This window comes from Candidatus Palauibacter sp., from assembly GCF_965222475.1.
In the GTDB taxonomy this organism is placed as follows: Bacteria; Gemmatimonadota; Gemmatimonadetes; order Palauibacterales; family Palauibacteraceae; genus Palauibacter.
The window spans coordinates 442,439-463,154 of record NZ_CBDCUB010000002.1; the positions used below are offsets into that span (position 1 = coordinate 442,439).

A 20,716-nucleotide genomic window follows, 5' to 3' on the forward strand; every position below is an offset into this window, starting at 1 on the left:
CCTCAGCCGCCGGGCCGGCCGTGGCACTTCTTGTACTTCCTGCCGCTCCCGCACGGGCACGGCGCGTTGCGGCCGGGCGCCTTGGCGGCGGTCGCGGGGGGGCCGGCCCGGCGGGGCCGCCCGCCCCGGAGCGCGGCCCGGGCGGCCGTGTCGTCCGGGGTGAGATCCCGGACCGCGGCCGAGGCCGCGACGCCCGTGGCCGAGAAGGCCGGCTCCAGAGCGGGCGCCTGGCCCGGGGCGCCGCCCGCTCGGCCCGGCCCCGCAGCCGCATCCGGACCGGGCAGCCGCCCCGCCGCGCCGGCCCCCGGCTCCACCGGACCGCTCATCCCCGTGATCTGCGGCGCCCGCGGGCGCACCGGCGGCGGGACCTCGACCCGCATCCGGAAGAAACGGTTCGCCACCGTCTGGCGGATGTCCGTGATGAGGCTCACGAACATCTCGTACGCCTCCTTCTTGTACTCGACGAGCGGGTCCTTCTGACCCCACGACCGGAACTGGATCGACGAACGCAGGTGGTCGAGGTCGTACAGGTGGTCCTTCCACTTCTCGTCCAGGACGGAAAGGACGATGAAGCGCAGCACCTGCTCCCACACCTCCCCGAAGCTGTCGAGCTTCGCCCGGTACTGCTCGAGCGCGCTGGCGAGGACCGCTTCGTGGACCCGGTCCGCCGCCGCCCAGTTGTCGGCGCTCGCCTCCTTGCCCGGGTCCGCGGCCTCCTCCCCCACCCTCGGCAGAAAGTCGTTGTGCAGGAAATATTCGATCAGGAGGTGTTCCCTCAGCCCCGCCAGGTCCCACTGGTCGTGCGGGCTCTCCGAGGGGACGTATTCGTCCATCTCCTCCCGCATCGCCTCCTCGATCATCTCCCACGTCTCGCCCTTCAGGTCCTCGCCTCCCTCGAGGGCGTACAGGCGCAGGTCGTAGACGACCTCGCGCTGCTGGTTCATCACGTCGTCGTAGTCGAGCAGCCGCTTGCGGGCGTCGAAGTTCTGGGTCTCCACCCGCTTCTGAGCGCGCTCGACGGACTTCGTGATCCACGGGTGGCTGATGACCTCGCCTTCCTCCACCCCGAGGCGGTCCATGATCCGGGCCACGCGCTCGTGCATGAAGAGCCGCATGAGGTCGTCTTCCAGCGACAGGAAGAAGAGGCTGGCCCCGGGGTCGCCCTGGCGTCCGGAGCGGCCCCGCAGCTGGCGGTCGATCCTCCGCGACTGATGCCGTTCGGTGCCGAGGATCTGGAGGCCGCAGGGGGGTTCGTCCTCGCAGCCGCGTTCCTTGATCTCGGCCCGGGACAGATCCGCTTCCTCGCCGGTCTGCCCGAACGCCGGCGTGTCTGAGCGGATCCCGCACACGTCGCACTGCACGCAGGGTGAGGCGAGTTTGATGTCGGTGCCGCGGCCGGCCATGTTCGTCGCGATCGTGATCGCGCCCGGCTGGCCCGCGTTCTGCACGATGATGGCCTCGCGCTCGTGCTGCTTCGCGTTCAGCACTTCGTGCGCCAGCCCGCGGCGCTTGAGCATGCGCGAGATGACCTCGGACACCTCGACGCTCGTCGTCCCGACGAGGATCGGGAGGCCCTGTTCGTTGATGCGCTCGATCTCGTCGATCAGCGCGGCGTACTTCTCCTGCTTGGTCTGGAAGATCACGTCGTCGTGATCGACGCGCCGCACCGGCCGGTGGGTCGGGATGACCACGACCTCCAGACCGTAGATCGAGTGAAACTCGCCCTCCTCCGTCTCCGCGGTCCCGGTCATCCCGGACAGCTTGTCGTACATGCGGAAGTAGTTCTGGATCGTGATCGTGGCGAGCGTCTGGGTCTCGCCCCGCACCTTCACGTTCTCCTTCGCCTCGACCGCCTGGTGGAGCCCGTCCGACCAGCGCCGCCCGTGCATCTTCCGGCCCGTGTGTTCGTCGACGATGACGACGTCGCCGTTCTCGACCACGTACTCCACGTCCTTCTCGTACAGCGAGTACGCCTTCACGAGCTGGTGGATGACGTGGATCTTCTCCGATTTCTCCGCGTACTCGCGCTCGATCCGTTCGATCTCCTCCCGCTTCTCATCGGTGCCCAGCGACTCGTCGTCCTCCACGTGCTTCACGTCCTCGGAGATGTCCGGGACCACGAACGCCTCGGGGTCGTCGGGCGAGAGCACGTCGAGGCCCGGTTCCGAGATCTGGATCGTGTGCCCCTTCTCGTCCATCGAGTAGAGCAGCATCTCGTCGATCTCGGGGAGCCGCTTCTCGCGCATGAGGTCGGCCTCGGTGCGCTGGATGAGCTGCTTGACGCCCGAGCGCGTGCGGAGCTTGAGGAGCCGCTTGTTCCTGGGGGCGCCGCGCTGCGCCGCGAGGAGCTTGAGTCCCGCCTCCCGGCGCTGCTCCTGGTCCTCCTCCTCCGCGGCCGCTTCGAGTATCCTCGTGCCGTCGGCCACGAGCCGGTTGACCATCCGCGTCTGCTTGCGGGCGAGAGCCGCCACCTGCGCATTGTGCTTCTGGTACACGTCGCGCTCGTCGCGGCCCGCCGGGCCCGAGATGATGAGCGGGGTCCGGGCCTCATCGACGAGGACCGAGTCCACCTCGTCGATGATCGCGTAGGCGTGTCCGCGCTGTACCCGCTGCCGGAGTTCGATGACCATGTTGTCGCGCAGGTAGTCGAACCCGAACTCGTTGTTGGTCCCGTACGTGATGTCGGCCCGGTAGGCGGCCCGCCGCTCCTCGCTCCCGGGCTCCGTGTCCTCGAGGACGCCCACCGAGAGTCCGAGGTAGTCGAACACAGTGCCCATCCACTGGGCGTCGCGGCGGGCGAGGTAGTCGTTGACCGTGACGAGGTGGGCACCGCGGCCGGGGAGCGCGTTGAGGTACATGGGCATGGTGGCGACGAGCGTCTTGCCCTCGCCGGTCGCCATCTCGGCGATCTTCCCCTGATGGAGGACGATCCCGCCGATGAGCTGCACGTCGTACGGGACCATGTCCCAGCTCATGTCGTTGCCCGTGACGAGGATCTCCGCCCCGAGCAGGCGCCGGCAGGCTTCGCGGACCGTCGCGAACGCCTCGGGCAGGATGTCGTCGAGCACGGCCTGGGTGGCTTCGTTGAGTTCGCCCTCCGTCACGGCGATCCGCTCGGTGAGGTCCGCGCGGCGGGCCGGATTCTCGGTGTAGCGACGCTTCTCCCGGAGCGCTTCGACGGCATCCTCGAACGTCGAGGTCCGTTCGTGTATGGTCTCGCGGAACTTCACGGTCTGCGCCGCCAGCGCCTCTTCCGGGAGGTCCGCCAGCCGTGATTCGTGCTCCTTGATCTGCTGGATGATCGGACGCATGCGCTTCATCTCGCGCGTGAAGCGCGTTCCGAAGACCTGCGTGACGACGTTCTTCAACATCCGGGACTCGCTGGGTTGCGGGGCCTGCCCGACCGGTCGGCCAGGGCGCGCTCGACATCGTGTCGGATCGACTCGGGAACGAGGTGCCGGACCGAACGCCCCTCGCGGAGACGGCGCCGGATCCGGCTCGCCGAAACATCGATTCGTGTGACGTTCACGACAAGATAGTCTATCGGCGTTGCGGCCGGGGGGGACACCGGCTCCCGGCCTCCCCGCGGCATCACGGCGATCCGGGCGAGTTCCCGGACGCGGTCGGGGTCCTTCCAGCCGTCGAGCGCCGCGAACCGGTCCGCGCCCATGGCGAGGATCAGCCGGTCGTCCTGGAACTGTCGCGCCAGCTCCTCCAGCGTGTCGACGGTGAAGGAGGGTCCGGAGCGCCGGAACTCGAGCGGGCTGACCTCGATCCGGGGGATGCCGCGGAAGAGCCGCCGGGTCAGCTCGAAGCGGGTCGCGGCGGGGAGCACGGCGCTGCGGTGGGGCGGGTCGGCGGCCGGAATGACGAGCAGGCGTTCGAGGCGAAGCTGCTCGACCAGCTCCCGCGCGACGATCGCGTGTCCGACGTGGGGAGGATCGAAGCTGCCCCCGAAGACGCCGATCCGGCGACCGGAGAACGGACGATCAGCGGAGGGTGGCGGCATTCTCCGCGGGGTCTTCCTCTGCGGCCGCATTCCGCGCTTCCTCCGAGTCGGGGAACTCCGCCAGGAGCCGCTCCCGGATGCTGCCGGCCTCGGTCTCGTACCCGACGCGGCGATATACCTGATAGAGGCGCCACAGGAGGTCCGGGAGGAGGTCCTCCGAAGGCTCCTCGGCGAGGGACAGTTCGAAGTACACGATCGCGGACTCGGGGAGCCGGCGGGTGTCCTGATAGAACTTCCCGATCTCGTAGCTCTTGCGAGCGAGCTTGGCGCGCGCCTCCGCCATGAGGCGTTCCGCCTCCTCGCGGAACGGGGTCGTGGGGAAGAACTGCAGCAGGCGGCCGCATTCCTCGATCGCCCGCCGGGTGTACTCCTGGGAGAGCGTGACCCTGGGCGAGGCGGCGAGATAGGCGCGGCACAACCCCAGTTGCGCGTCGTCGGCCAGGGGACTGTTGGGCCGGCCCGTGGCCATGCGGCGGAATTCCTCCACCGCGTCGAGTTCGTTTCCGGCCCGCAGGTGGCCCTCGGCGGCGAGAAACTGGGCGCTGTCCGCGAGCGGATTCAGCGGAGCCCGGATCATGAAGGCGAGGAAGCCGTCGGCGGCCCGGCGGTATTCCCCGGCGTCGAACTCGTCGTGGGCCCACTGGAAGAGGTCCGGGGGCGACAGATCGCCCGGAGGGCCGGAACTCGCGCACGCCGCGAGCGAGAGGGCGGCGGCGCACACGGCCGTGCGGGCTCCCCGCCTCATTCGAACCCGAAGCGGATCTGGCGCATCCGCTCCTCCGCGCGCCGGACGAGCGCGTGCGTGCGCGTCGGGTTGAGCTCGATGACGCGCGCGTAGCTCACGAGGGCTTCGTTCGTATCGCCGAGGGCGAGCTGCAGCTCGCCGCGCAGGAAGTGCGCGTCGACCATGAGGGGCCGCTGCACCCCGAGTCCCACCATCTCATCGAGCTTCTCGAGCGCGGTCGCGGGGCGGCCCTCGGCCCGGTCCTCGTCCGCCGACGCGTAGAGGCAGTCCCCGTACTGGAAGCTGGCCGCACCCCGGTTCCGGTCCGAGTCCTCCACCGCGTCGAGGTATCCCCTGAAGAAGGGCAGCGCGCGCGTGCAGGCGCCGAGATGTCTGTAGGCGAGGCCGATCTCGTACAGAACGGCCGGATCGGGATCGCCATCCTCGTCGAGGAGCGCGAGACGGAGCGACAGCGACAGCGCCTCGTCCCCCGCCCGGGCGTAGTAGTCGGCCAGCGAACGCTGGAGATCCGCGGGGAGGTAGCCCATGCCCCACCCGAGCAGAGGCTGCAGCGCCCTCGACATGTTCTCCCTCGCCCCCCGCTCGCGGGCGGACCTCGCGATCCCCGCGAGCGCGGCGGCCGCCTGGTGCCGGAGTCCGGGATCCCGCTCCGTGAGCGTCTCGTAGACCGTGATCGCCTCGGCGACATCGCCGCGCGCCGCGTACGCCTGCCCGAGTCTGAGCAGCACTTCCTCCGTGTCGCCCCGAAAGCGGCGGGCGAGGAGGTATTCGGCGATCGCCTTGTCCGCGTCTCCCACGGCGAGATAGCGGTCGCCGCGCACGAGCGACGGGTCCACGGGGTCCCCGCACGCCGCGAGCGCGAGCGCGATCAGAATCCCGTTCGTCCGTCCACCGGCCCGTCGCATCGTCACCATCTCAGTTCCCGTCCGCCTCCCGGGTTGCCCGCCGCGGGGCGCCCGCGACGCCTTTCCGCGTCCAGCGCCGCACCAGTCCGTACAGGAGGATGCAGCGCACCGCGGAGAGCCCGTCGCGCCAGTTGATCTTCTTGCCCTCTGCGTACGTCCGGCCCGCGTAGGAGATCCCCACTTCGTAAACACGCCACCCGCCGAGGGCGATCTTCGCCGTCAGCTCCGGCTCGACGCCGAAGGCCCGCTCCTCGATCGTGAGGCCCTCGATGACCTCTCGCCGGAAACATTTGTGGCACGTCTCCATGTCGCTCAGGTTGAGGTTCGTGACCATGTTCGACAGCCGAGTCAGCCACTGGTTGCCCACGTAGTGCCAATAGTAGAGCACCCGGTGCGGCTGGCCGCCCATGAAACGCGACCCGTACACCACGTCCGCCCTCCCGGCGAGGATCGGCTCCAGAAGGCGCGGATACTCGGCCGGATCGTACTCGAGATCGGCGTCCTGCACGATCACGATGTCGCCGCGGACGGCCCTGAACCCGGTCGAGAGCGCGGCCCCCTTGCCCCGGTTCCTCTCGTGGACGAGGGCCCGGTCGACCAGTCCTTCCTTCTCGAGCCGGCGCAGGATGGCGCCCGACGCGTCCCGCGAGCCATCGTCGACCGCCACCAGCTCGACCTCCGGCGCGACCTCCTTCACGCGCCGCACGATGGTCTCGAGCGTCGCCTCCTCGTTGTAGATGGGCATGACCACGGAAACCCGCGCCCGACCCGTCTCCCGCATTCCGCCTCCCCGGCCGTTCAATCCGGCGTCGTCTCCAGCCGGCCCAGCGCCTGCAGCCGCTGAAAGTAAGCCACCGTGCGCCGCAAACCGACCTCGAGCGGAATCCGCGGCGTCCAGCCCAGCTCCGCCGAGGCGAGCGAGATGTCCGGACGCCGCACCCTGGGATCGTCGGTGGGCAGCGGACGAGCCTCCAGCGGCGATGCGGAACCGGTGGCCGCGACGACGAGTTCCGCCAGGGCCCGGATCGTGTACTCGCCCGGGTTCCCCAGGTTGAGGGGTGCGTGGAGTTCAGCGTTGAACAGACGCCAGATCCCCTCCACCAGATCGGAGACGTAGCAGAAGCTGCGGGACTGCGAGCCGTCGCCGTAGATGGTGAGCGGCTCCCCCCTCAGCGCCTGCACGATGAAGTTGGACACGACGCGGCCGTCGTCGGGGCGCATGCGGGGGCCGTAGGTATTGAAGATGCGCACGATGCGCGTGTCGACTCCGTGGGCGCGGTGGTAGGCCATGGTGATCGCCTCGGCGAAGCGCTTCGCCTCGTCGTACACGCCGCGCGGCCCGATCGGGTTCACGTGGCCCCAGTAGGACTCGGGCTGGGGATGGACGAGCGGATCGCCGTAGACCTCCGAGGTGGACGCGAGCAGGAGCCGGGCGCCGCGCGCCTTCGCGAGCCCGAGCGTGTTGTGGGTGCCCAGCGCGCCGGCCTTGAGTGTCTGGATCGGGAAACGGAGGTAGTCGACGGGACTGGCCGGCGAGGCGAGGTGGAAGATGCCGTCGAGTTCGTCCTCGATCTCGAGGTGCTCCGAGACGTCGCGCTCGAGGAGCCGGAACCGGGGATCGTCCTCGAGATGCGAGAGGTTCTCCCGCCTCCCCGTGATGAGGTTGTCGATGCCGAGGACGGTGTGTCCCTCGGCGAGAAGCCGGTCGGTGAGGTGCGACCCGAGGAAGCCGGCGGCCCCGGTGACGACGAGTCTCACGCGACGACCTCCGGGCCGATCTGCCTGCGGCCGACCGGATAGTACTCGAACCCCAGTTCCGCCATGCGCTCGGGGTCGAACAGGTTCCGCCCGTCGAACACGATGCGCCGGGCCATGCGCTCGCCGACCGCGGTCCAGTCGGGGCGGCGGTACTGGAGCCACTCCGTCGCCAGGACGAGCGCGTCGGCGCCGTCCAGCGTCTCGTATTCGTCGGCCCCGTACTCGACCTCGTCTCCGAGGTAGACGTCGCGCGCCGGGTCCATCGCGACCGGGTCGTGCGCCACGATCGAGGCGCCACGCTCCCTCAGCGCGGCCACGATCGCGCGGGAAGGCGCCGCGCGCATGTCGTCCGTGCGCGGCTTGAAGGCGAGCCCCCAGAGGGCGAAGCGCCTCCCCGACAGGTCTTCGCCGAACCGCCGCCGGATCTTCCGCACGAGGAGCGTCTTCTGGCGGTCGTTGGCCTCGTTCACCGCGCGCGGGATGGTGAGGTCGAGGTCGCGTTCCGCGGCCGACCGGATGAGCGCCTCGACGTCCTTCGGGAGGCAGCTTCCGCCGTATCCCGCGCCGGCGTAGAGGAAGGCGGGCCCGATGCGCGGATCGGAGCCGATCCCCCGCCGCACGCGCTCGATGTCGGCGCCGGTCCGCTCGCACAGCTCCGCGAACTGGTTCATGAGGCTGATGCGCGCGGCGAGCATCGCGTTCGCCGCGTACTTGGTGAGTTCCGCCGAGGGGATGTCCATGAAGATGAGCGGGTTCCCCGACCGTCTGAACGGCTCGTACAGCTCCGTCATGCGCTCGCGCGCGACGTCCGCATCGACGCCGCACACGACCCGGTCCGGATACATGAAGTCGGCGACGGCGTCGCCCTCCTTCAGAAACTCGGGGTTCGCGCACATGTGGAAGGGGACGTCGGTGCGGCGCGCGATCTCGGCGCGCACGATCTCGTTCGTCCCCACCGGCACGGTGCTCTTCGTGACCACGACGGCATGCGGGCGCAGGTGCTCGCCGATCGTCCCGGCGGCCGCGCGCACGAAGCCGAGGTCGGCGAACCCGTCCTCCCCCGGGGGCGTGCCGACCGCGATGAAGATGACCTCCGCCGTCCGGATCCCTTCGGCGGCGTCCGTCGTGAAGCGTAGCCGGCCGGCCGCGAGGTTCTCGGTGATCAGGGGCTCGAGCCCCGGCTCGTAGATGGGGACCTCCCCCGAGTTGAGCCGTCGAATCCTCGCTTCGTCGACATCGGCGCATGTCACGCGGTTCCCGGCGCCGGCCAGACACGACCCCGCCACGAGCCCCACGTACCCGGTGCCGATCACGGTGACTTCCATCGGCGTTTCCGCTCCCGTTTCTTCGGTTGATCGAGGTTCGCGACCCGCCCTCAGGCGGCGTCGGAACTCGCGACCCAGTCGAGCGTCGCGCGCGCGCAGGCCCGCAGGTCGCGCTCCGCGCGCCACCCGGTCGCCCCGGAGAGCCGTCCGGGGTCGCCGATCACGGCTTCGGGCTCGCCGGGCCGAACGAGGGTCGAGTCACGCACGACTTCGGGCTCGATCCCGGCCACCTCGATGACCCACTCGAGCAGTTGCCGGACCGGCGTCCCCCTTCCCGAGCACACGTTCCAGGCGCGGTGGGGCGGCCGGTCGAGATCGGCCAGGGCCCGCAGCGCCCGCACCGCGTCCCGCACGTCCGTGAAATCCCGGGCGATGTCGAGATTGCCGACCGTGAGACGGGAGTCGGTGGCGCCCCGTCGAATCGCCAGCGCGCGGCGGCAGAAGCTCGGGAGCACAAACACCGGGCGCTGGCCGGGCCCGACGAGCGGGAAGAGCCGCGCCACGACGACGTTCACGCCGAGGGCCGGGCCGGCCCCGCGGGCGATCACGTCCTGCGCGGCCTTGGTGGTGCCGTACACGCTCAACGGCCGCAGCGGCGTACGCTCTCCGATCGGACCGTCGTCGACGCGGCCGTACGCGTCGGCGGAGCCGGCGACGAGGACGGTCTCCACGTCCGACCGGGCCCGGGCCGCCGCTTCCACGACGTTCAGCGTGCCCATGCCGTTCACCTCCAGCGCGTCGGCGGGCCGGGCGCGCGCCTCCGCGCTCGACGAGTACCCGGCGAGGTGGAAGATCCGGCGGGGCCGGGCGGCGTCCACCACCGCGGCCACCGTCGCGCCGTCGCGCACGTCCAGCCTCCGCCACTCGACCGCGCCCCTCTCCGCCCGTGAAAGGGTCCCGTCCGCCGGCGTCCCGGCGAGGGACGTCGCCGTCACGTCGCAGTCCCCCGCCAGCAGGTGGGCGAGGAGGTGCTGCCCGATGAACCCGTCGCCGCCCGTGACCAGCACCCTCACGGCACCGGCCTCCCTGGCGTCCCCTTGGGGCGGAGTCGTGGCATCGCGGGCTACAGCGCCCGCGCGAGGCGCCGCGCGGCGTAGGTCACGATCAGGTCCGCGCCGGCGCGGCGGATCGCGTACGCGGCCTCGAGGCGAGCCGCCCCGGCGTCCAGCCAGCCGTTCGCGCCCGCCGCTTCGATCATCGCGTATTCGCCGCTCACCTGGTACGCGGCGGTGGGCCGCCGGAACCGGTCCTTCACCCTGCGCACGATGTCGAGGTTCGGCAGCGCCGGTTTCACCATGATCAGATCCGCCCCCTCCGCGATATCGAGACCGACTTCGCGCAGGGCTTCATCCGCGTTGCGTACATCCATCTGGTATCCGCGCCGGTCCCCGAACGCCGGAGCGGACTCGGCGGCGTCCCGGAAGGGCCCGTAGAACGCGCTCGCGTACTTCGCGGCGTAGGACAGGATGGCCACGTCCTCGAGGCTGGCCTCGTCGAGCGCGGCCCGGATGGCGGCGACGCGGCCGTCCATCATGTCCGACGGCGCCACGATGTCGGCCCCGGCCGCCCCGTGGCTCACGGCCTGGGAAGCCAGCCGCTCCAGCGTCGGGTCGTTGGCGACGCGATCGCCCTCCAGCAGCCCGCAGTGGCCGTGATCCGTGTACTCGCACAGGCACACATCCGTGATCAGCACCAGGTCGGGAAGCGCCTCGCGCAGCGCGCGGAGCGCTCGCTGGATCACGCCGTCCGGGGGGTCCGCCCGCGAACCCCGGGCATCCTTGCTCGAGGGAAGGCCGAACAGGAGCACGGCCCGGATCCCCTCCTCGAACGCTTCGCCCGCCTCGTCCACGGCCGCTTCAACGCTGAAGCGGTCGATCCCCGGCATGGAGGCGACCGGCTGGCGCGCCGGCCCCCGATCATCGATGAGCAGCGGGTAGATGAGATCCGAGGCCGCGAGCCGCGTTTCGCGGACCAGCTCCCGCAGCGCGGCCGTCCGCCGGAGGCGGCGGGGCCGGGAGACCGGAAACGGCGCCTCAGACACGGCCGGATGTCGCGGAACGACGGCCCGGCCGCGCGGCCGCCCGCGTCAACGCGTCCAGCAGCCCGGGCATCGAGTGTGTCGCCGCCACGACGTGCACGGGAAGCCCCAGCTCCGACAGGGTGGCGGCGGTCACCGGGCTGATGGCGGCCACCAGGGCGCCTCCGGTCTGCGGACCCACGAGTTGCACGAAGGCTCGGGCGGCGGAAGAGGCGGTGAAGGTCAACCAGTCTCCGCGCCCGAGTTCGATGAACTCGAGCAGAGCCGCTCGAACCGGCCAGTTGACGTCGACGGCGTAGGCGGGCGCGACCTCGACCTCCGCTCCGGCCGCGACGAGCCGCTCCCGAAGCACGGGCCGGGCGCCCTCGGCCTGCACGAGGAGCACGCGCGTGCCCGCGCGTGTCCCGGACGCGGTGGCCGCCACGATGCTGTCGGCGAGCGCCTCGCCGCGATACACCGGCGGCACGAGGCAGTCCGCGGCTCCGTGTGCCCGCGCCGCCTCCGCCGTCGACGGCCCCACCGCGGCCAGCCGGCACGCCCGCAGCGCGTCGGCCCGACCCTCGGCCCGAAGCGCCTCCGCCAGACGCTCGACGGCATTGACGCTCGTGACGACCACCCAGTCGTACGCGGCCAGGCGCTTCGCGGCGCGGGGCAGCCCCCGGGGGTCGGTCGGCGGGACGAGACGTATCGTGGACGCAGTCGTGACCGTGGCCCCCATCGCCTCGAGCCGGTCCCGCAAAGGGCGGGCCTGCCCGGGCGGCCGGGTCACCAGAACGTGCTGGCCGGCCAGGGGCGGGGCGGTGGCAGGGGTTGGCGGGGGCCGGGTCAAGCTCCCTTGACGACTTTTCCCGCCTTGATGCACCGCGTGCACACGCGCACGCGACGCCGCACCGACTCCTCCACGATTCTCACGCGCTGCAGGTTCGGCATGAAGCGCCGCTTGCGCTTGTTGTTCGCGTTGCTCACGTGGTTCCCGACGCCGGGTCCCTTGCCGCAGATGTAGCAGAAGTTCGCCATGGTTCGCTCAGTGCACGAACACGGAATCGGCGAGGAGGAAGGTCGGCGAAGTGGGGATCATCCCGGCCATGTCCTCGCGCACCGCCCCTGCCGTGACCCAGGTCGCGCCGATCGAATCGTTGAATGTGTAGACCGCGCCCGACACGAAGACGCTGTCGCCGCCGTAGATCGTGACGTCCGCCATCCGGAGGCGCTGAATCGGATCGGATTCCAGGAGGACGGGATAGGCGAGGCTGTCGGTGAGCGCCAGCAAGAGGGCACCCTCCCCGAGGCCGCTCGCTACGCGGATCCCCTCGATGACGACGCGGCGCCCGACCGCTCCCCGCGGATCGTTGAGGAGATCCCCGGCGTTCAGATCCCGAGCGGCCTCCACCTCGGCCTCCTCGGCGGCGATGCGCGCCGCCGCGATCCCCTGCGACTGGAGATTGAGCCAGTACATGAACGCGGCGATGGCCGCAATCGCCACGATGCCGAGAATTACGCCAAGCCCACCTTCGCCCCTGTTGGACATGTGTCTCCTCTCCTGGTTCCTCACGCCTCGCGGTCGGTGAGCTCGATAAACGCCAGCTCCGCGCCATCGCCCTGCCGTGCACCCAACTTCAGAATCCTGGTGTATCCGCCCGGCCGCTGCTCGAAACGGGGGCCAAGGTGCTCGAAGAGCTTCTTCAGCGCCGTTCGATCCGCGATCTGACGGCCCGCGAGTTGGCGGCTGTGCAGATCGCCCCTCTTCGCCAGAGTGATGAGCTTTTCGGCGAACGGTCGCAACTCCTTCGCCTTCGCCTCGGTCGTCCGGATCCGTTCATGCAGGATGAGGCTCGTCGCCATGTTGCGCAGCATCGCCTTCCGGTGGCTGCGCGTCCGGCCGAGCTCCCGTCCCTTCTTTCTATGCCTCATCGTCGCCCCGGGCCCCGTTTTCCGCCAGATCGTCCAGCAGGTAGAGGTTACCGTCGTCGCCACGCTGGAACGACATCCCGAACCGAAGGCCGTGCTGCCCGAGCACCTCCGCAACCTCCTCGAGGGACTTCTCGCCGAAGTTCTCGAGTTTGAGAATCTCGTCACGGGACCGCACCACGACATCCGCGAGCGTACTGATATTCTGCCGCTCGAGCGTGTTCCGCGAGCGCGCGGAGATCTCGCTGAACTCGTCGAGGGTACGTGCCAGCAACTCCACCAGACCCGAATCGACGGGTTGTCCCCCATCCCCCTTGCCGTCCGGTTGTGCGACCTCGGGCAGCGTGGGCACGCTCCCCATGCGGCTGAAGTACGACAGGTGGAGCCTCGCGATCTCCGCCGCCTGCGACACCGCCTCCGCCGGCTTCAGCGCCCCGTTCGTCTCTACATCCACCTCCAGTCGGTCGAAATCCGTGCGCTGCCCCACGCGGGTCTCGTTCACGGAGAAGTTGGCGCGCGTCACGGGGTTGTAGACGGAATCGATCCGTATCGTCCCAACCGGGAAGGTCCGGCTCCCGTCAGCCTCGTCCGGGGGCGCGTGCTGCTCGGCCATCACGAAACCGCGGCCGCGATTCACCCACAGATCGAGCGTCAGAGGCCGGGGCAGATCTTCCTGCAGCGTGAAGAGGAGGAGGTCCGGGTTGACCACCCGGACCGACGCGTGCTGGGCGATCAGGCTCGCGGTCACGGGACCGGCCTTGTGCGCCGAAAGCGTCAGCTGCGCCTCGGTCTTGTCTTCGTCCATGACGAGTACGAGGCGCTTCAGATTCTGAATGATCTGATGAACGTCCTCCGCTACGCCGTCGACCGTCTGGTGCTCGTGCTGGACACCGTCGGCCCGGAAGGCCCACACGGCCGCGCCCGGCAGGGAGGACAGCATGATCCGCCGGATCGAGTTGCCAATCGTATGTCCGAACCCGCGCTCGAGCGGCTGGAGGAGGAACAACGCCCGCGATCCTTCCTCGGATCGCTGCTGTTCCTCCATCGCCTGCGGAAGCACGAGGCCGGCGAGATCTACCGACACCGTCATATGCGCTCCACTCTCTGTTCTGTGTCTTGTTCCGAGCTGTCTTTGTTCCGAGCCGGGACCACCCGCGGCCCGGCGGGGCGGACCACGGCCGTGGCGAACCCCGGCCGTGGCGAACCCGCCTACTTGCTGTAGAGTTCGACGATCAACTGTTCTTCGACCGCCAGCGGAATGTCGGACCTGGACGGGCGTTCGAGCATCCGTCCGGTCCCCGCCTTGTAGTCCACGCCGAGCCACGACAACTGATCGCGCGACCTGCGGTCTTCGATCGCCTCGATGACCACCGGCAACTGTCTCGCCCGGGGCGCCACCGACACCTCGGCTCCCGGGGCCACGGCGAAGCTGGGAACATCCACGGTCGCCCCGTCGACCCGCAGGTGACGATGTCTGATGAGCTGGCGCGCCGCCTTGCGCGACGGCGCGAAGCCGAGGCGGTAGACGATGTTGTCGAGCCGGCTCTCGAGGGCGACGAGCAGGTTCTCACCCGTCACGCCGGGTACGCGCGAGGCCTTCTCGAACAGCGTCCGGAACTGCTTCTCCGCGAGACCGTAGATCCGCTTGACCTTCTGCTTCTCCCGCAACTGCACGGCGTACTCCGACTGGCGGCGTCGACGACGACCGCCTCCGTGCTCGCCGGGAGGGAAGGCGCGCCGTTCGATGGCGCACTTCTCCGTGAAGCAGCGCTTCCCTTTCAGGAAGAGCTTCTCCCCCTCGCGACGGCAGAGCCGGCACACGGGGCCGGTGTATCGAGCCATCTACACCCTCCGCTTCTTGGGTGGACGGCACCCGTTGTGCGGGATGGGCGTCACATCCCTGATGGAGCGGATCGCGAGGCCGGCGGCCTGCAACGCCTGGATGGCCGATTCGCGGCCGGACCCCGGTCCCTGCACCTCGACGTGGACGCGCCGCATTCCCATGCCGGCGGCCTCCCGTCCCACCGTCTCGGCCGCGATCGTGGCGGCGAACGGCGTGGACTTCTTCGAGCCCTTGAAGCCCGCCTTGCCGGCGCTGGCCCAGGCGACCGTATCGCCCGTCAGGGTGCTGATCGTGATGATCGTATTGTTGAACGTCGCCTTGATGTGGGCGACGCCCTCGGCGTCGACCTGGCGCTTCTTCTTTCGTACGGGTTTCGCCATTCCCTATGCATTCTCCATTTGGGCGGACGTGGTGAGGCCTGTCGGTGCGGCGCCTGCTTCCGCGGCGCCTACTTCCGCGGCGCCTTCTTCTTCCCGGCCACGGCGCGGCGCGGCCCCTTCCGGGTGCGGGCGTTCGTGTGCGTTCTCTGCCCGCGGACGGGCAGGTTCCTCCGGTGCCGGATCCCGCGATAGCATCCGATGTCCATCAGACGCTTCACGTTCATCGAGGTCTCGGTGCGCAGCGCGCCCTCGACCTTGTAGTGGTTCTCTATGACCCGGCGCAGCCTGTTGACGTCGTCGTCGGACAGCTGATAGACCCGCACGTCGGCGCCCACCCCGGTCTCGGCCAGGATGTTGCGCGCCGTCGAATGGCCGATTCCGTAGATGTAGGTCAGGCCCACCTCGATCCGCTTGTTCCGCGGAAGATCGACTCCGGCTATGCGTGCCATTTATCCCTGCCGCTGTTTGTGCTTCGGATCGCGACTGCAGATCACGCGCACGACGCCGCGGCGGCGAATGACCTTGCAGTGTTCGCAAATGCGCTTGACGCTGGAACGAACCTTCATGTCTCGTCCTCTGGTGGTGGTTCTATGACAGCCTTTAAAGCTAGCAGCCCGAACCGGTCCGAACAACGTACGGCTCACTTATATCGGTATGTGATCCGCCCTCTCGTCAGATCATACGGCGACAATTCCACCGCGACCTTGTCTCCGGGCAGGATCCGTATGTAGTTCATGCGAATCTTGCCGGACACGTGACAGACGATCCGGTGCCCGTTCTCGAGTTCCACCCGGAACATCGCGTTCGGAAGCGCCTCTGTGACCTCCCCCGTCATCTGGATCGGTTCTTCCTTCGCCAAATCAGATCTCCCCTGCCGCTGCCGGAGTTGCTACGCGGGTCAGGACCCGCGGCCCGTCCGCCGTGACGGCGACCGTGTGCTCGAAGTGGGCCGACAGGCGGCCATCGGCGGTCACGACGGTCCACTCGTCGTCCAGTGTGCGGATTCCGGGCCGCCCTTCATTCACCATCGGCTCGATGGCGATGACGAGCCCCGGCCGCATCCTGAAGCCGCGGTCGCGCACCCCGTAGTTCGGAACCTGCGGCTCCTCGTGCGGCGCCTCGCCCACCCCGTGACCCACGAGTTCCCGGATCACGCTGAAGCCGGCGGCCTCGACGTGCGTCTGGATCGCCCACCCCAGATCGCCGAGTTGCGATCCCGGCTGCGCGGCCTCCACGCCTACCTCGAGCGCCTCCTCCGTGACGTCGAGCAGGCGCGCCGTGCCGGGCGCCACCTCGCCGACGGGGATCGTGATCGCCGCGTCCGCGAACAGTCCGTCGTACTTGACCCCGACGTCGACGCTGACGATGTCGCCAGGCTCGAGTCGGCGCCGAAACGACGGGATGCCATGCACGACCTCGTCGTTTATGCTCGTGCAGAGAGTGGCCGGGAACCCGTACAGTCCCTTGAAGGCCGGTGTGGCCCCGGGGTGATCGCGGATCATCGCCTCGGCCATCTCGTTCAGTTCGCCGGTGCTGCGTCCCGGCACGGCCCGCGCGGCCGCCATCTCCAGCACCTCGGTGACGATTGTCCCGGCCGCCGCGATCGCCTCGATCTGGCCGGGCGACTTCAGCCGGATCAAGCTGCCGTCTCCGCCCGGCGCAGCGCGGCGAGCAGCCGATCCCGGACCGCCTCCTTCGTCCCCAGCCCGTCCACCGCGGTCAGCCCCGGCCCGGACCGTGCGTAGTACGCGAGCAGGGGCTCGGTCTGCTCGCGGTAGACCGAGAGGCGGTTGCGGACCGTCTCCGCGCGGTCGTCGGATCGCTGGATCAGCGAAGAGCCGCATGCCGGGCACGGGGCGTCGTCCCCCACCGCGCGCACGTGGGTCACGAGGCCGCACGCCTCGCACACCCGCCGGCCGGAGATCCGTTCGACGAGTTCCGGCTCCGGCGCCTCCAGCGAGAGCACCGCGTCCAGCTCGAGGCCACGCGCGGCGAGCAACTCGCCGAGTCCATCGGCCTGCGCCACCGTGCGCGGGAATCCATCGAGCAGGAACCCGCCGGCGGTCTCCGGGCCGTCGAACGCCTCCGCGATGAGTCCCAGCACGACATCGTCCGGGACCAGATCGCCCGCCTCGTAGTAGACCCGCACCCGCTCGCCGAGGGCGGTACCGGCGTTCAGCGCCGCCCGGATCATGTCGCCGGTCGAAAGGCGCGGAATGCCGAACCGCTCCGCCAGGAGTTCGCCCTGGGTGCCCTTCCCGACCCCCGGCGGGCCCATGATGATCAGCCGTACGCCCATCACAAGTATCGCTGTTTGCCGCGATACTTGACCCGACCCTTCTTCATGAAGCCCTCGTACTGGCGCAGCAGGAGGTGCTGCTGCAGCTGCTGCATCGTATCGAGGGCGACCCCCACCACGATGAGCAGCGAGGTGCCGCCGAAGACGAAGGTCTGAAGGTCGAAGATCGAGAAGATCACGTAAGGCAGAACCGCGATCAGCGCGAGGTAGACGGACCCGGGCAGGGTGATCCGCGTCAGGACGTGATCGATATAGTCGGCGGTCTTCGCGCCCGGCTTGACGCCCGGGATGAACCCGCCCTGCCGCTTGAGGTTCTCCGCCAGGTCGGCCGGGTTGAAGATGATCGAGGTGTAGAAGTACGTGAAGTAGATGATGAGGACGATGTAAAGTCCGTAGTACCACGACGTCCCTACCTGGAGCGCCTGGCTGATCTCGTAGATGAAGCGGCGGGCGCCGGAACTGCCGGGCCCCGGATTCCCCATGAACGCGGCCAGCGTGCCCGGGATGATGATGATCGACTGCGCGAAGATGATCGGCATCACCCCCGCCGAGTTGATGCGGAGCGGGATGAACGACCGTTGGCCCTCCCGGATGCGGCCCCTTCCGACGACCTTCCTCGGGATCTGCACCGGGATCTTGCGCTGAGCCATCGTCAGCGCCACGACCGCGGCCATCACCGCCACCAGCGTCGCCCCGAGCAGCACGAGGCGGAGCAGCGTGATGCCGCCCGCCTGGTACAGTTCGAACGTGTTGATCACCGCGCCCGGGAAGCCCTGCAGGATGGAGAAGAAGATCAGCAGCGACATGCCGTTTCCGACGCCGCGCTCGGTCATCTGCTCGCCCAGCCACATGACGAACACGCCACCGGTGGTCAGCATCAGCACGGTCAGGAGTCGGAAACCGAGCCCCGGATCGAGCACGGCGCCGGCCTGCGACTCGAGGAACAGCGCGTAGGTGTACGACTGTCCGATGCAGAGGACGACCGTCGTGTACCGGGTCCACTGCGTGAGCTTGCGGCGCCCTGCCTCTCCCTCCTTCTGGAGCTTCTCGATCGCCGGCATGACGGCCGCGAGAAGCTGGAAGAGGATGCTCGCGGAGATGTAGGGCATGATGCCGAGCGCGAAGACGGTCGCGCGCTGCAGGCCGCCGCCCACGAACAGGTCGTAGATCCCGAAGATCGTGCCCTGGAACTGCCCGGCCAGCGACTGCAGCGCCACGACGTCCACGCCGGGGGTCGTGATGTGCGAGCCCAGCCGATAGAGGGCGAGGCAGAGCAAGGTGAAGAGGATCTTCGCCTTGAGTTCCGGCACCTTGAAGATGTTCGCCGCGGCGGCGGCCGCGTTCCGAGCGTTCGCCATGCCCTACTCGATGACCCGGGCGGTGCCGCCGGCCGCCTCGATCTTCGCACGGGCCGAGGCGCTGAAGGCGTGTGCGCGGACGTCGAGCGCCCGATCCAGGTCGCCGCGTCCGAGGATCTTGACCGGTCGGTCGGTGCGGCGGATGACTCCGCTCGCCTCAAGTGTCCCGGGATCGATCTCGCCGCCCTCGACCCGCACCAGATCCGACAGGTTCACGATCCGCCATTCCGTTCGCCGGTGCGGTTTGAACCCCCGTTTGGGCGTCCTCCGGTAGAGCGGCATCTGCCCGCCCTCGAACCAGGCCGGGATCGAGGCGCCGCTTCGCGACTTCTGACCCTTGTGACCGCGCCCCGATGTCTTTCCCGACCCCGACCCGTGGCCGCGCCCCCGCCGCTTCGCGGAACGCTTCGAACCCCGGGGCGGAGAGAGATTGTCGAGACCGATCCGCTCGCGTTCAGCCATCGCTCCCCACCTCCTCGACCTCGACGAGATGCGCGACGGCGTGGATCATGCCGCGGATCGCCGGGTTGTCCGGTTGTACGACCTGGTCCTGATGATGCTTCAGCCCCAGGGCGCGGAGGGTGTCGCGCTGCTTTCGCTGCGCTCCGAGGCCGCTCTTCACCTGGCGGATCTTCAACTGCTCACCCACGCATGGCCTCCCGAATCGTGGCCAGATCCACGCCCCGCTCGATCGCGATCTGCTCCGGCGTGACGAGTTCCTGGAGACCGCTCATCGTCGCGCGGACGATGTTGAGCGGGTTGTTCGTACCGAGGCTCTTGGTGAGGATGTCCTGGACTCCGGCACACTCCAGCACCGCGCGGACGGGGCCGCCGGCGATCACGCCCGTCCCCGGACCGGCCGGCTTGAGCAGCACCTTGCCGGCGCCGTGTCGGCCCAGGATCTCGTGCGGAATCGTACCGTTCACGATCGGCACCTTGACCATGGCCTGCCGGGCCTGCTCGAACCCCTTCCGGATCGCCTCGGCGACTTCGTTCGCCTTGCCCAGGGCCGTCCCGACCCTGCCCTGCCCGTCACCGACCGCGACGAGCGCCGTGAAGGAGAAGCGACGCCCCCCCTTTACGACCTTCGAGACGCGATTGATGAAGATGACATTCTCCTTGAAGTTGTCACCGTCGTCGCGCCGCTTCCCTCTTCTAGCCATGAAGCCCTCTCGTCAGAATCGGAGGCCGCCGTCGCGGGCGCCCTCCGCAAACGCGCGTACCCGGCCGTGGTAGGGATAACCCCCACGGTCGAACACGATCTCTTCGACATCGGACCCGACCGCCTTCTCCGCCAGCCTTCTCCCCGCCAGGTATGCGTCGGCGACCTTGCCCGACCGGGCGCCCGCGTCGCCCTCCGTCCCGGCGCGCGTCGACACGCCGATCAGGGTGATGCCCCGGTCGTCGTCCACGAGTTGGCCCTCAAGGTTCCGCAGGCTGCGGAACACCACGAGACGCGGGCGTGCCGCCGTGCCCCGGATCTTCTTCTTGATCCGGGCGTGACGACGCGTCCGGAGTCGATGCCTCTGTTTTGTCCGTCCCCTGATGTCCATCGTGCTTCCCGCTCTCCCCCGTTGCCGGCCGGATCAGCCCGTCGCCTTGCCCGCCTTGCGGCGCACATGCTCGCCCACGTAGCGGATTCCCTTCCCCTTGTAGGGCTCGGGCGGGCGGATCGCGCGGATCTCGGCCGCCATCTGGCCCACCCTCTCCTTGTCGATGCCCATCACCTTCACGCGAGTCGGAGACTCGAGCCCGAACGCCACGCCCGCCGGAGGCTCCACCGTGACCGTGTGGCTGTATCCGACGCTGAACACGAGATCCCGGCCCTTCTGCTCGGCGCGGTATCCGACGCCGTGGATCTCCAGCTTCTTCTCGTATCCCCGGGATACTCCCGTGACCATGTTCGCGATCAACGACCGGGTCAGCCCGTGCAGGGCCCTCTGCCGCGCTTCGTCGGACCCTCGCGCCACGCGTACGGCCCCGTCGGAGAGGGTGATCTCCATATCGGAGCTGAAGGAGCGCTCGAGTTCGCCCCTCGGCCCCTTCACATGCACACCGACACCGTCGATCGTGACCTCGACGCCGTCCGGCACCGGGATCGGCAGCTTTCCGATTCTCGACACGCTATCTGCTCCCTCGCGGGTGCGC

Annotated in this window: 27 protein-coding genes; all 27 read right to left on the minus strand. The window is 69.3% G+C overall.

All coding sequences use genetic code 11. The features are described 5' to 3' along the window. Positions 1-2 precede the first annotated feature (2 nt). Positions 3-3,371: a preprotein translocase subunit SecA gene (gene secA, locus ACOQPP_RS07245; RefSeq protein ID WP_420636181.1), complete on the minus strand. Its 3,369-nt coding sequence runs from the start codon at positions 3,369-3,371 to the stop codon at positions 3-5. Next, entirely contained in the window at positions 3,365-4,009 is a 645-nt protein-coding gene (gene nadD / locus ACOQPP_RS07250) for a nicotinate (nicotinamide) nucleotide adenylyltransferase (protein ID WP_419164825.1), read from the minus strand. Before nadD ends, secA begins: the two co-directional genes overlap by 7 nt. After that, positions 3,990-4,730, minus strand: coding sequence for an outer membrane protein assembly factor BamD (bamD, locus tag ACOQPP_RS07255; protein WP_419164824.1), 741 nt, complete (start codon positions 4,728-4,730; stop codon positions 3,990-3,992). Before bamD ends, nadD begins: the two co-directional genes overlap by 20 nt. Positions 4,731-4,750: 20 nt before the next feature. Continuing rightward, entirely contained in the window at positions 4,751-5,668 is a 918-nt protein-coding gene (locus ACOQPP_RS07260; protein ID WP_420636182.1) for a tetratricopeptide repeat protein, read from the minus strand. A gap of 1 nt (position 5,669) precedes the next feature. Then, positions 5,670-6,440 (minus strand): glycosyltransferase family 2 protein, encoded by a 771-nt coding sequence (locus tag ACOQPP_RS07265; RefSeq protein WP_420636183.1) that lies wholly within the window; start codon positions 6,438-6,440, stop codon positions 5,670-5,672. Positions 6,441-6,457: 17 nt separating this feature from the next. Further along, entirely contained in the window at positions 6,458-7,417 is a 960-nt protein-coding gene (locus tag ACOQPP_RS07270; RefSeq protein ID WP_419164821.1) for a UDP-glucuronic acid decarboxylase family protein, read from the minus strand. Then, positions 7,414-8,742 carry a UDP-glucose dehydrogenase family protein gene (locus ACOQPP_RS07275; protein ID WP_419164820.1) on the minus strand — a complete coding sequence of 443 codons (1,329 nt, stop codon included), beginning with the start codon at positions 8,740-8,742 and terminating at the stop codon, positions 7,414-7,416. The genes ACOQPP_RS07270 and ACOQPP_RS07275 overlap by 4 nt, the downstream gene beginning before the upstream one ends. A 50-nt stretch (positions 8,743-8,792) precedes the next feature. After that, positions 8,793-9,755, minus strand: coding sequence for a GDP-mannose 4,6-dehydratase (locus tag ACOQPP_RS07280; RefSeq protein ID WP_420636184.1), 963 nt, complete (start codon positions 9,753-9,755; stop codon positions 8,793-8,795). A 50-nt stretch (positions 9,756-9,805) separates the two neighbouring features. Beyond that, positions 9,806-10,783 carry a porphobilinogen synthase gene (gene hemB / locus ACOQPP_RS07285; RefSeq protein WP_419164818.1) on the minus strand — a complete coding sequence of 326 codons (978 nt, stop codon included), beginning with the start codon at positions 10,781-10,783 and terminating at the stop codon, positions 9,806-9,808. Next, positions 10,776-11,549, minus strand: coding sequence for a uroporphyrinogen-III synthase (locus ACOQPP_RS07290; protein WP_420636185.1), 774 nt, complete (start codon positions 11,547-11,549; stop codon positions 10,776-10,778). The genes hemB and ACOQPP_RS07290 overlap by 8 nt, the downstream gene beginning before the upstream one ends. Before the next feature lie 56 nt (positions 11,550-11,605). Next, positions 11,606-11,797, minus strand: coding sequence for a 50S ribosomal protein L28 (gene rpmB / locus ACOQPP_RS07295; protein WP_419164816.1), 192 nt, complete (start codon positions 11,795-11,797; stop codon positions 11,606-11,608). A gap of 7 nt (positions 11,798-11,804) precedes the next feature. Continuing rightward, on the minus strand, positions 11,805-12,308 hold the full coding sequence (locus ACOQPP_RS07300; protein ID WP_419164815.1) for a hypothetical protein: 504 nt from the start codon (positions 12,306-12,308) through the stop codon (positions 11,805-11,807). A 20-nt stretch (positions 12,309-12,328) separates the two neighbouring features. Then, complete coding sequence (gene rplQ, locus ACOQPP_RS07305; protein WP_419164814.1) at positions 12,329-12,691, minus strand: 50S ribosomal protein L17; 363 nt, start codon at positions 12,689-12,691, stop codon at positions 12,329-12,331. Then, positions 12,681-13,778: a DNA-directed RNA polymerase subunit alpha gene (locus ACOQPP_RS07310; RefSeq protein WP_419164813.1), complete on the minus strand. Its 1,098-nt coding sequence runs from the start codon at positions 13,776-13,778 to the stop codon at positions 12,681-12,683. Before ACOQPP_RS07310 ends, rplQ begins: the two co-directional genes overlap by 11 nt. Before the next feature lie 119 nt (positions 13,779-13,897). Then, positions 13,898-14,530, minus strand: a complete 633-nt coding sequence (gene rpsD / locus ACOQPP_RS07315) for a 30S ribosomal protein S4 (protein ID WP_419164812.1) — start codon at positions 14,528-14,530, stop codon at positions 13,898-13,900. Further along, positions 14,531-14,911, minus strand: a complete 381-nt coding sequence (rpsK, locus tag ACOQPP_RS07320; protein ID WP_419164811.1) for a 30S ribosomal protein S11 — start codon at positions 14,909-14,911, stop codon at positions 14,531-14,533. Between the two features lie 68 nt (positions 14,912-14,979). Next, positions 14,980-15,360: a 30S ribosomal protein S13 gene (gene rpsM, locus ACOQPP_RS07325; RefSeq protein WP_419164810.1), complete on the minus strand. Its 381-nt coding sequence runs from the start codon at positions 15,358-15,360 to the stop codon at positions 14,980-14,982. Continuing rightward, a complete protein-coding gene (rpmJ, locus tag ACOQPP_RS07330) occupies positions 15,361-15,477 on the minus strand; it encodes a 50S ribosomal protein L36 (protein ID WP_419164809.1) in 117 nt (38 codons plus the stop codon). It lies immediately after the preceding gene. Between the two features lie 74 nt (positions 15,478-15,551). Beyond that, positions 15,552-15,770 carry a translation initiation factor IF-1 gene (gene infA / locus ACOQPP_RS07335; RefSeq protein ID WP_419164808.1) on the minus strand — a complete coding sequence of 73 codons (219 nt, stop codon included), beginning with the start codon at positions 15,768-15,770 and terminating at the stop codon, positions 15,552-15,554. Position 15,771: 1 nt separating this feature from the next. Beyond that, positions 15,772-16,551: a type I methionyl aminopeptidase gene (map, locus tag ACOQPP_RS07340; RefSeq protein ID WP_420636186.1), complete on the minus strand. Its 780-nt coding sequence runs from the start codon at positions 16,549-16,551 to the stop codon at positions 15,772-15,774. Then, positions 16,548-17,210: an adenylate kinase gene (locus tag ACOQPP_RS07345; protein WP_419164806.1), complete on the minus strand. Its 663-nt coding sequence runs from the start codon at positions 17,208-17,210 to the stop codon at positions 16,548-16,550. The genes map and ACOQPP_RS07345 overlap by 4 nt, the downstream gene beginning before the upstream one ends. Continuing rightward, positions 17,210-18,568, minus strand: a complete 1,359-nt coding sequence (gene secY / locus ACOQPP_RS07350; RefSeq protein ID WP_419164805.1) for a preprotein translocase subunit SecY — start codon at positions 18,566-18,568, stop codon at positions 17,210-17,212. The genes ACOQPP_RS07345 and secY overlap by 1 nt, the downstream gene beginning before the upstream one ends. A 3-nt stretch (positions 18,569-18,571) precedes the next feature. After that, entirely contained in the window at positions 18,572-19,012 is a 441-nt protein-coding gene (gene rplO / locus ACOQPP_RS07355; RefSeq protein ID WP_419164852.1) for a 50S ribosomal protein L15, read from the minus strand. Positions 19,013-19,022: 10 nt separating this feature from the next. Further along, positions 19,023-19,217 carry a 50S ribosomal protein L30 gene (rpmD, locus tag ACOQPP_RS07360; protein ID WP_419164804.1) on the minus strand — a complete coding sequence of 65 codons (195 nt, stop codon included), beginning with the start codon at positions 19,215-19,217 and terminating at the stop codon, positions 19,023-19,025. After that, a complete protein-coding gene (rpsE, locus tag ACOQPP_RS07365) occupies positions 19,210-19,731 on the minus strand; it encodes a 30S ribosomal protein S5 (protein ID WP_419164803.1) in 522 nt (173 codons plus the stop codon). The genes rpmD and rpsE overlap by 8 nt, the downstream gene beginning before the upstream one ends. 12 nt (positions 19,732-19,743) lie before the next feature. Continuing rightward, the gene (rplR, locus tag ACOQPP_RS07370) at positions 19,744-20,121 is read right to left on the minus strand and encodes a 50S ribosomal protein L18 (RefSeq protein ID WP_419164802.1); all 378 of its coding nucleotides are present in this window, start codon (positions 20,119-20,121) and stop codon (positions 19,744-19,746) included. 33 nt (positions 20,122-20,154) lie between these two features. Then, a complete protein-coding gene (rplF, locus tag ACOQPP_RS07375; protein WP_419164801.1) occupies positions 20,155-20,691 on the minus strand; it encodes a 50S ribosomal protein L6 in 537 nt (178 codons plus the stop codon). Between the last annotated feature and the right edge of the window lie 25 nt (positions 20,692-20,716).

Excerpts from the sequence above, each read along its gene's own strand:
- secA (WP_420636181.1), bottom strand. The coding sequence starts at position 3,371 with ATGTTGAAGAACGTCGTCACGCAGGTCTTCGGAACGCGCTTCACGCGC.
- nadD (WP_419164825.1), bottom strand. The coding sequence starts at position 4,009 with ATGCCGCCACCCTCCGCTGATCGTCCGTTCTCCGGTCGCCGGATCGGC.
- ACOQPP_RS07260 (WP_420636182.1), bottom strand. The coding sequence starts at position 5,668 with ATGGTGACGATGCGACGGGCCGGTGGACGGACGAACGGGATTCTGATC.
- ACOQPP_RS07265 (WP_420636183.1), bottom strand. The coding sequence starts at position 6,440 with ATGCGGGAGACGGGTCGGGCGCGGGTTTCCGTGGTCATGCCCATCTAC.
- ACOQPP_RS07275 (WP_419164820.1), bottom strand. The coding sequence starts at position 8,742 with ATGGAAGTCACCGTGATCGGCACCGGGTACGTGGGGCTCGTGGCGGGG.
- rpmB (WP_419164816.1), bottom strand. The coding sequence starts at position 11,797 with ATGGCGAACTTCTGCTACATCTGCGGCAAGGGACCCGGCGTCGGGAAC.
- ACOQPP_RS07300 (WP_419164815.1), bottom strand. The coding sequence starts at position 12,308 with ATGTCCAACAGGGGCGAAGGTGGGCTTGGCGTAATTCTCGGCATCGTG.
- rplQ (WP_419164814.1), bottom strand. The coding sequence starts at position 12,691 with ATGAGGCATAGAAAGAAGGGACGGGAGCTCGGCCGGACGCGCAGCCAC.
- ACOQPP_RS07310 (WP_419164813.1), bottom strand. The coding sequence starts at position 13,778 with ATGACGGTGTCGGTAGATCTCGCCGGCCTCGTGCTTCCGCAGGCGATG.
- rpsD (WP_419164812.1), bottom strand. The coding sequence starts at position 14,530 with ATGGCTCGATACACCGGCCCCGTGTGCCGGCTCTGCCGTCGCGAGGGG.
- rpsK (WP_419164811.1), bottom strand. The coding sequence starts at position 14,911 with ATGGCGAAACCCGTACGAAAGAAGAAGCGCCAGGTCGACGCCGAGGGC.
- rpsM (WP_419164810.1), bottom strand. The coding sequence starts at position 15,360 with ATGGCACGCATAGCCGGAGTCGATCTTCCGCGGAACAAGCGGATCGAG.
- rpmJ (WP_419164809.1), bottom strand. The coding sequence starts at position 15,477 with ATGAAGGTTCGTTCCAGCGTCAAGCGCATTTGCGAACACTGCAAGGTC.
- ACOQPP_RS07345 (WP_419164806.1), bottom strand. The coding sequence starts at position 17,210 with ATGGGCGTACGGCTGATCATCATGGGCCCGCCGGGGGTCGGGAAGGGC.
- secY (WP_419164805.1), bottom strand. The coding sequence starts at position 18,568 with ATGGCGAACGCTCGGAACGCGGCCGCCGCCGCGGCGAACATCTTCAAG.
- rpsE (WP_419164803.1), bottom strand. The coding sequence starts at position 19,731 with ATGGCTAGAAGAGGGAAGCGGCGCGACGACGGTGACAACTTCAAGGAG.
- rplR (WP_419164802.1), bottom strand. The coding sequence starts at position 20,121 with ATGGACATCAGGGGACGGACAAAACAGAGGCATCGACTCCGGACGCGT.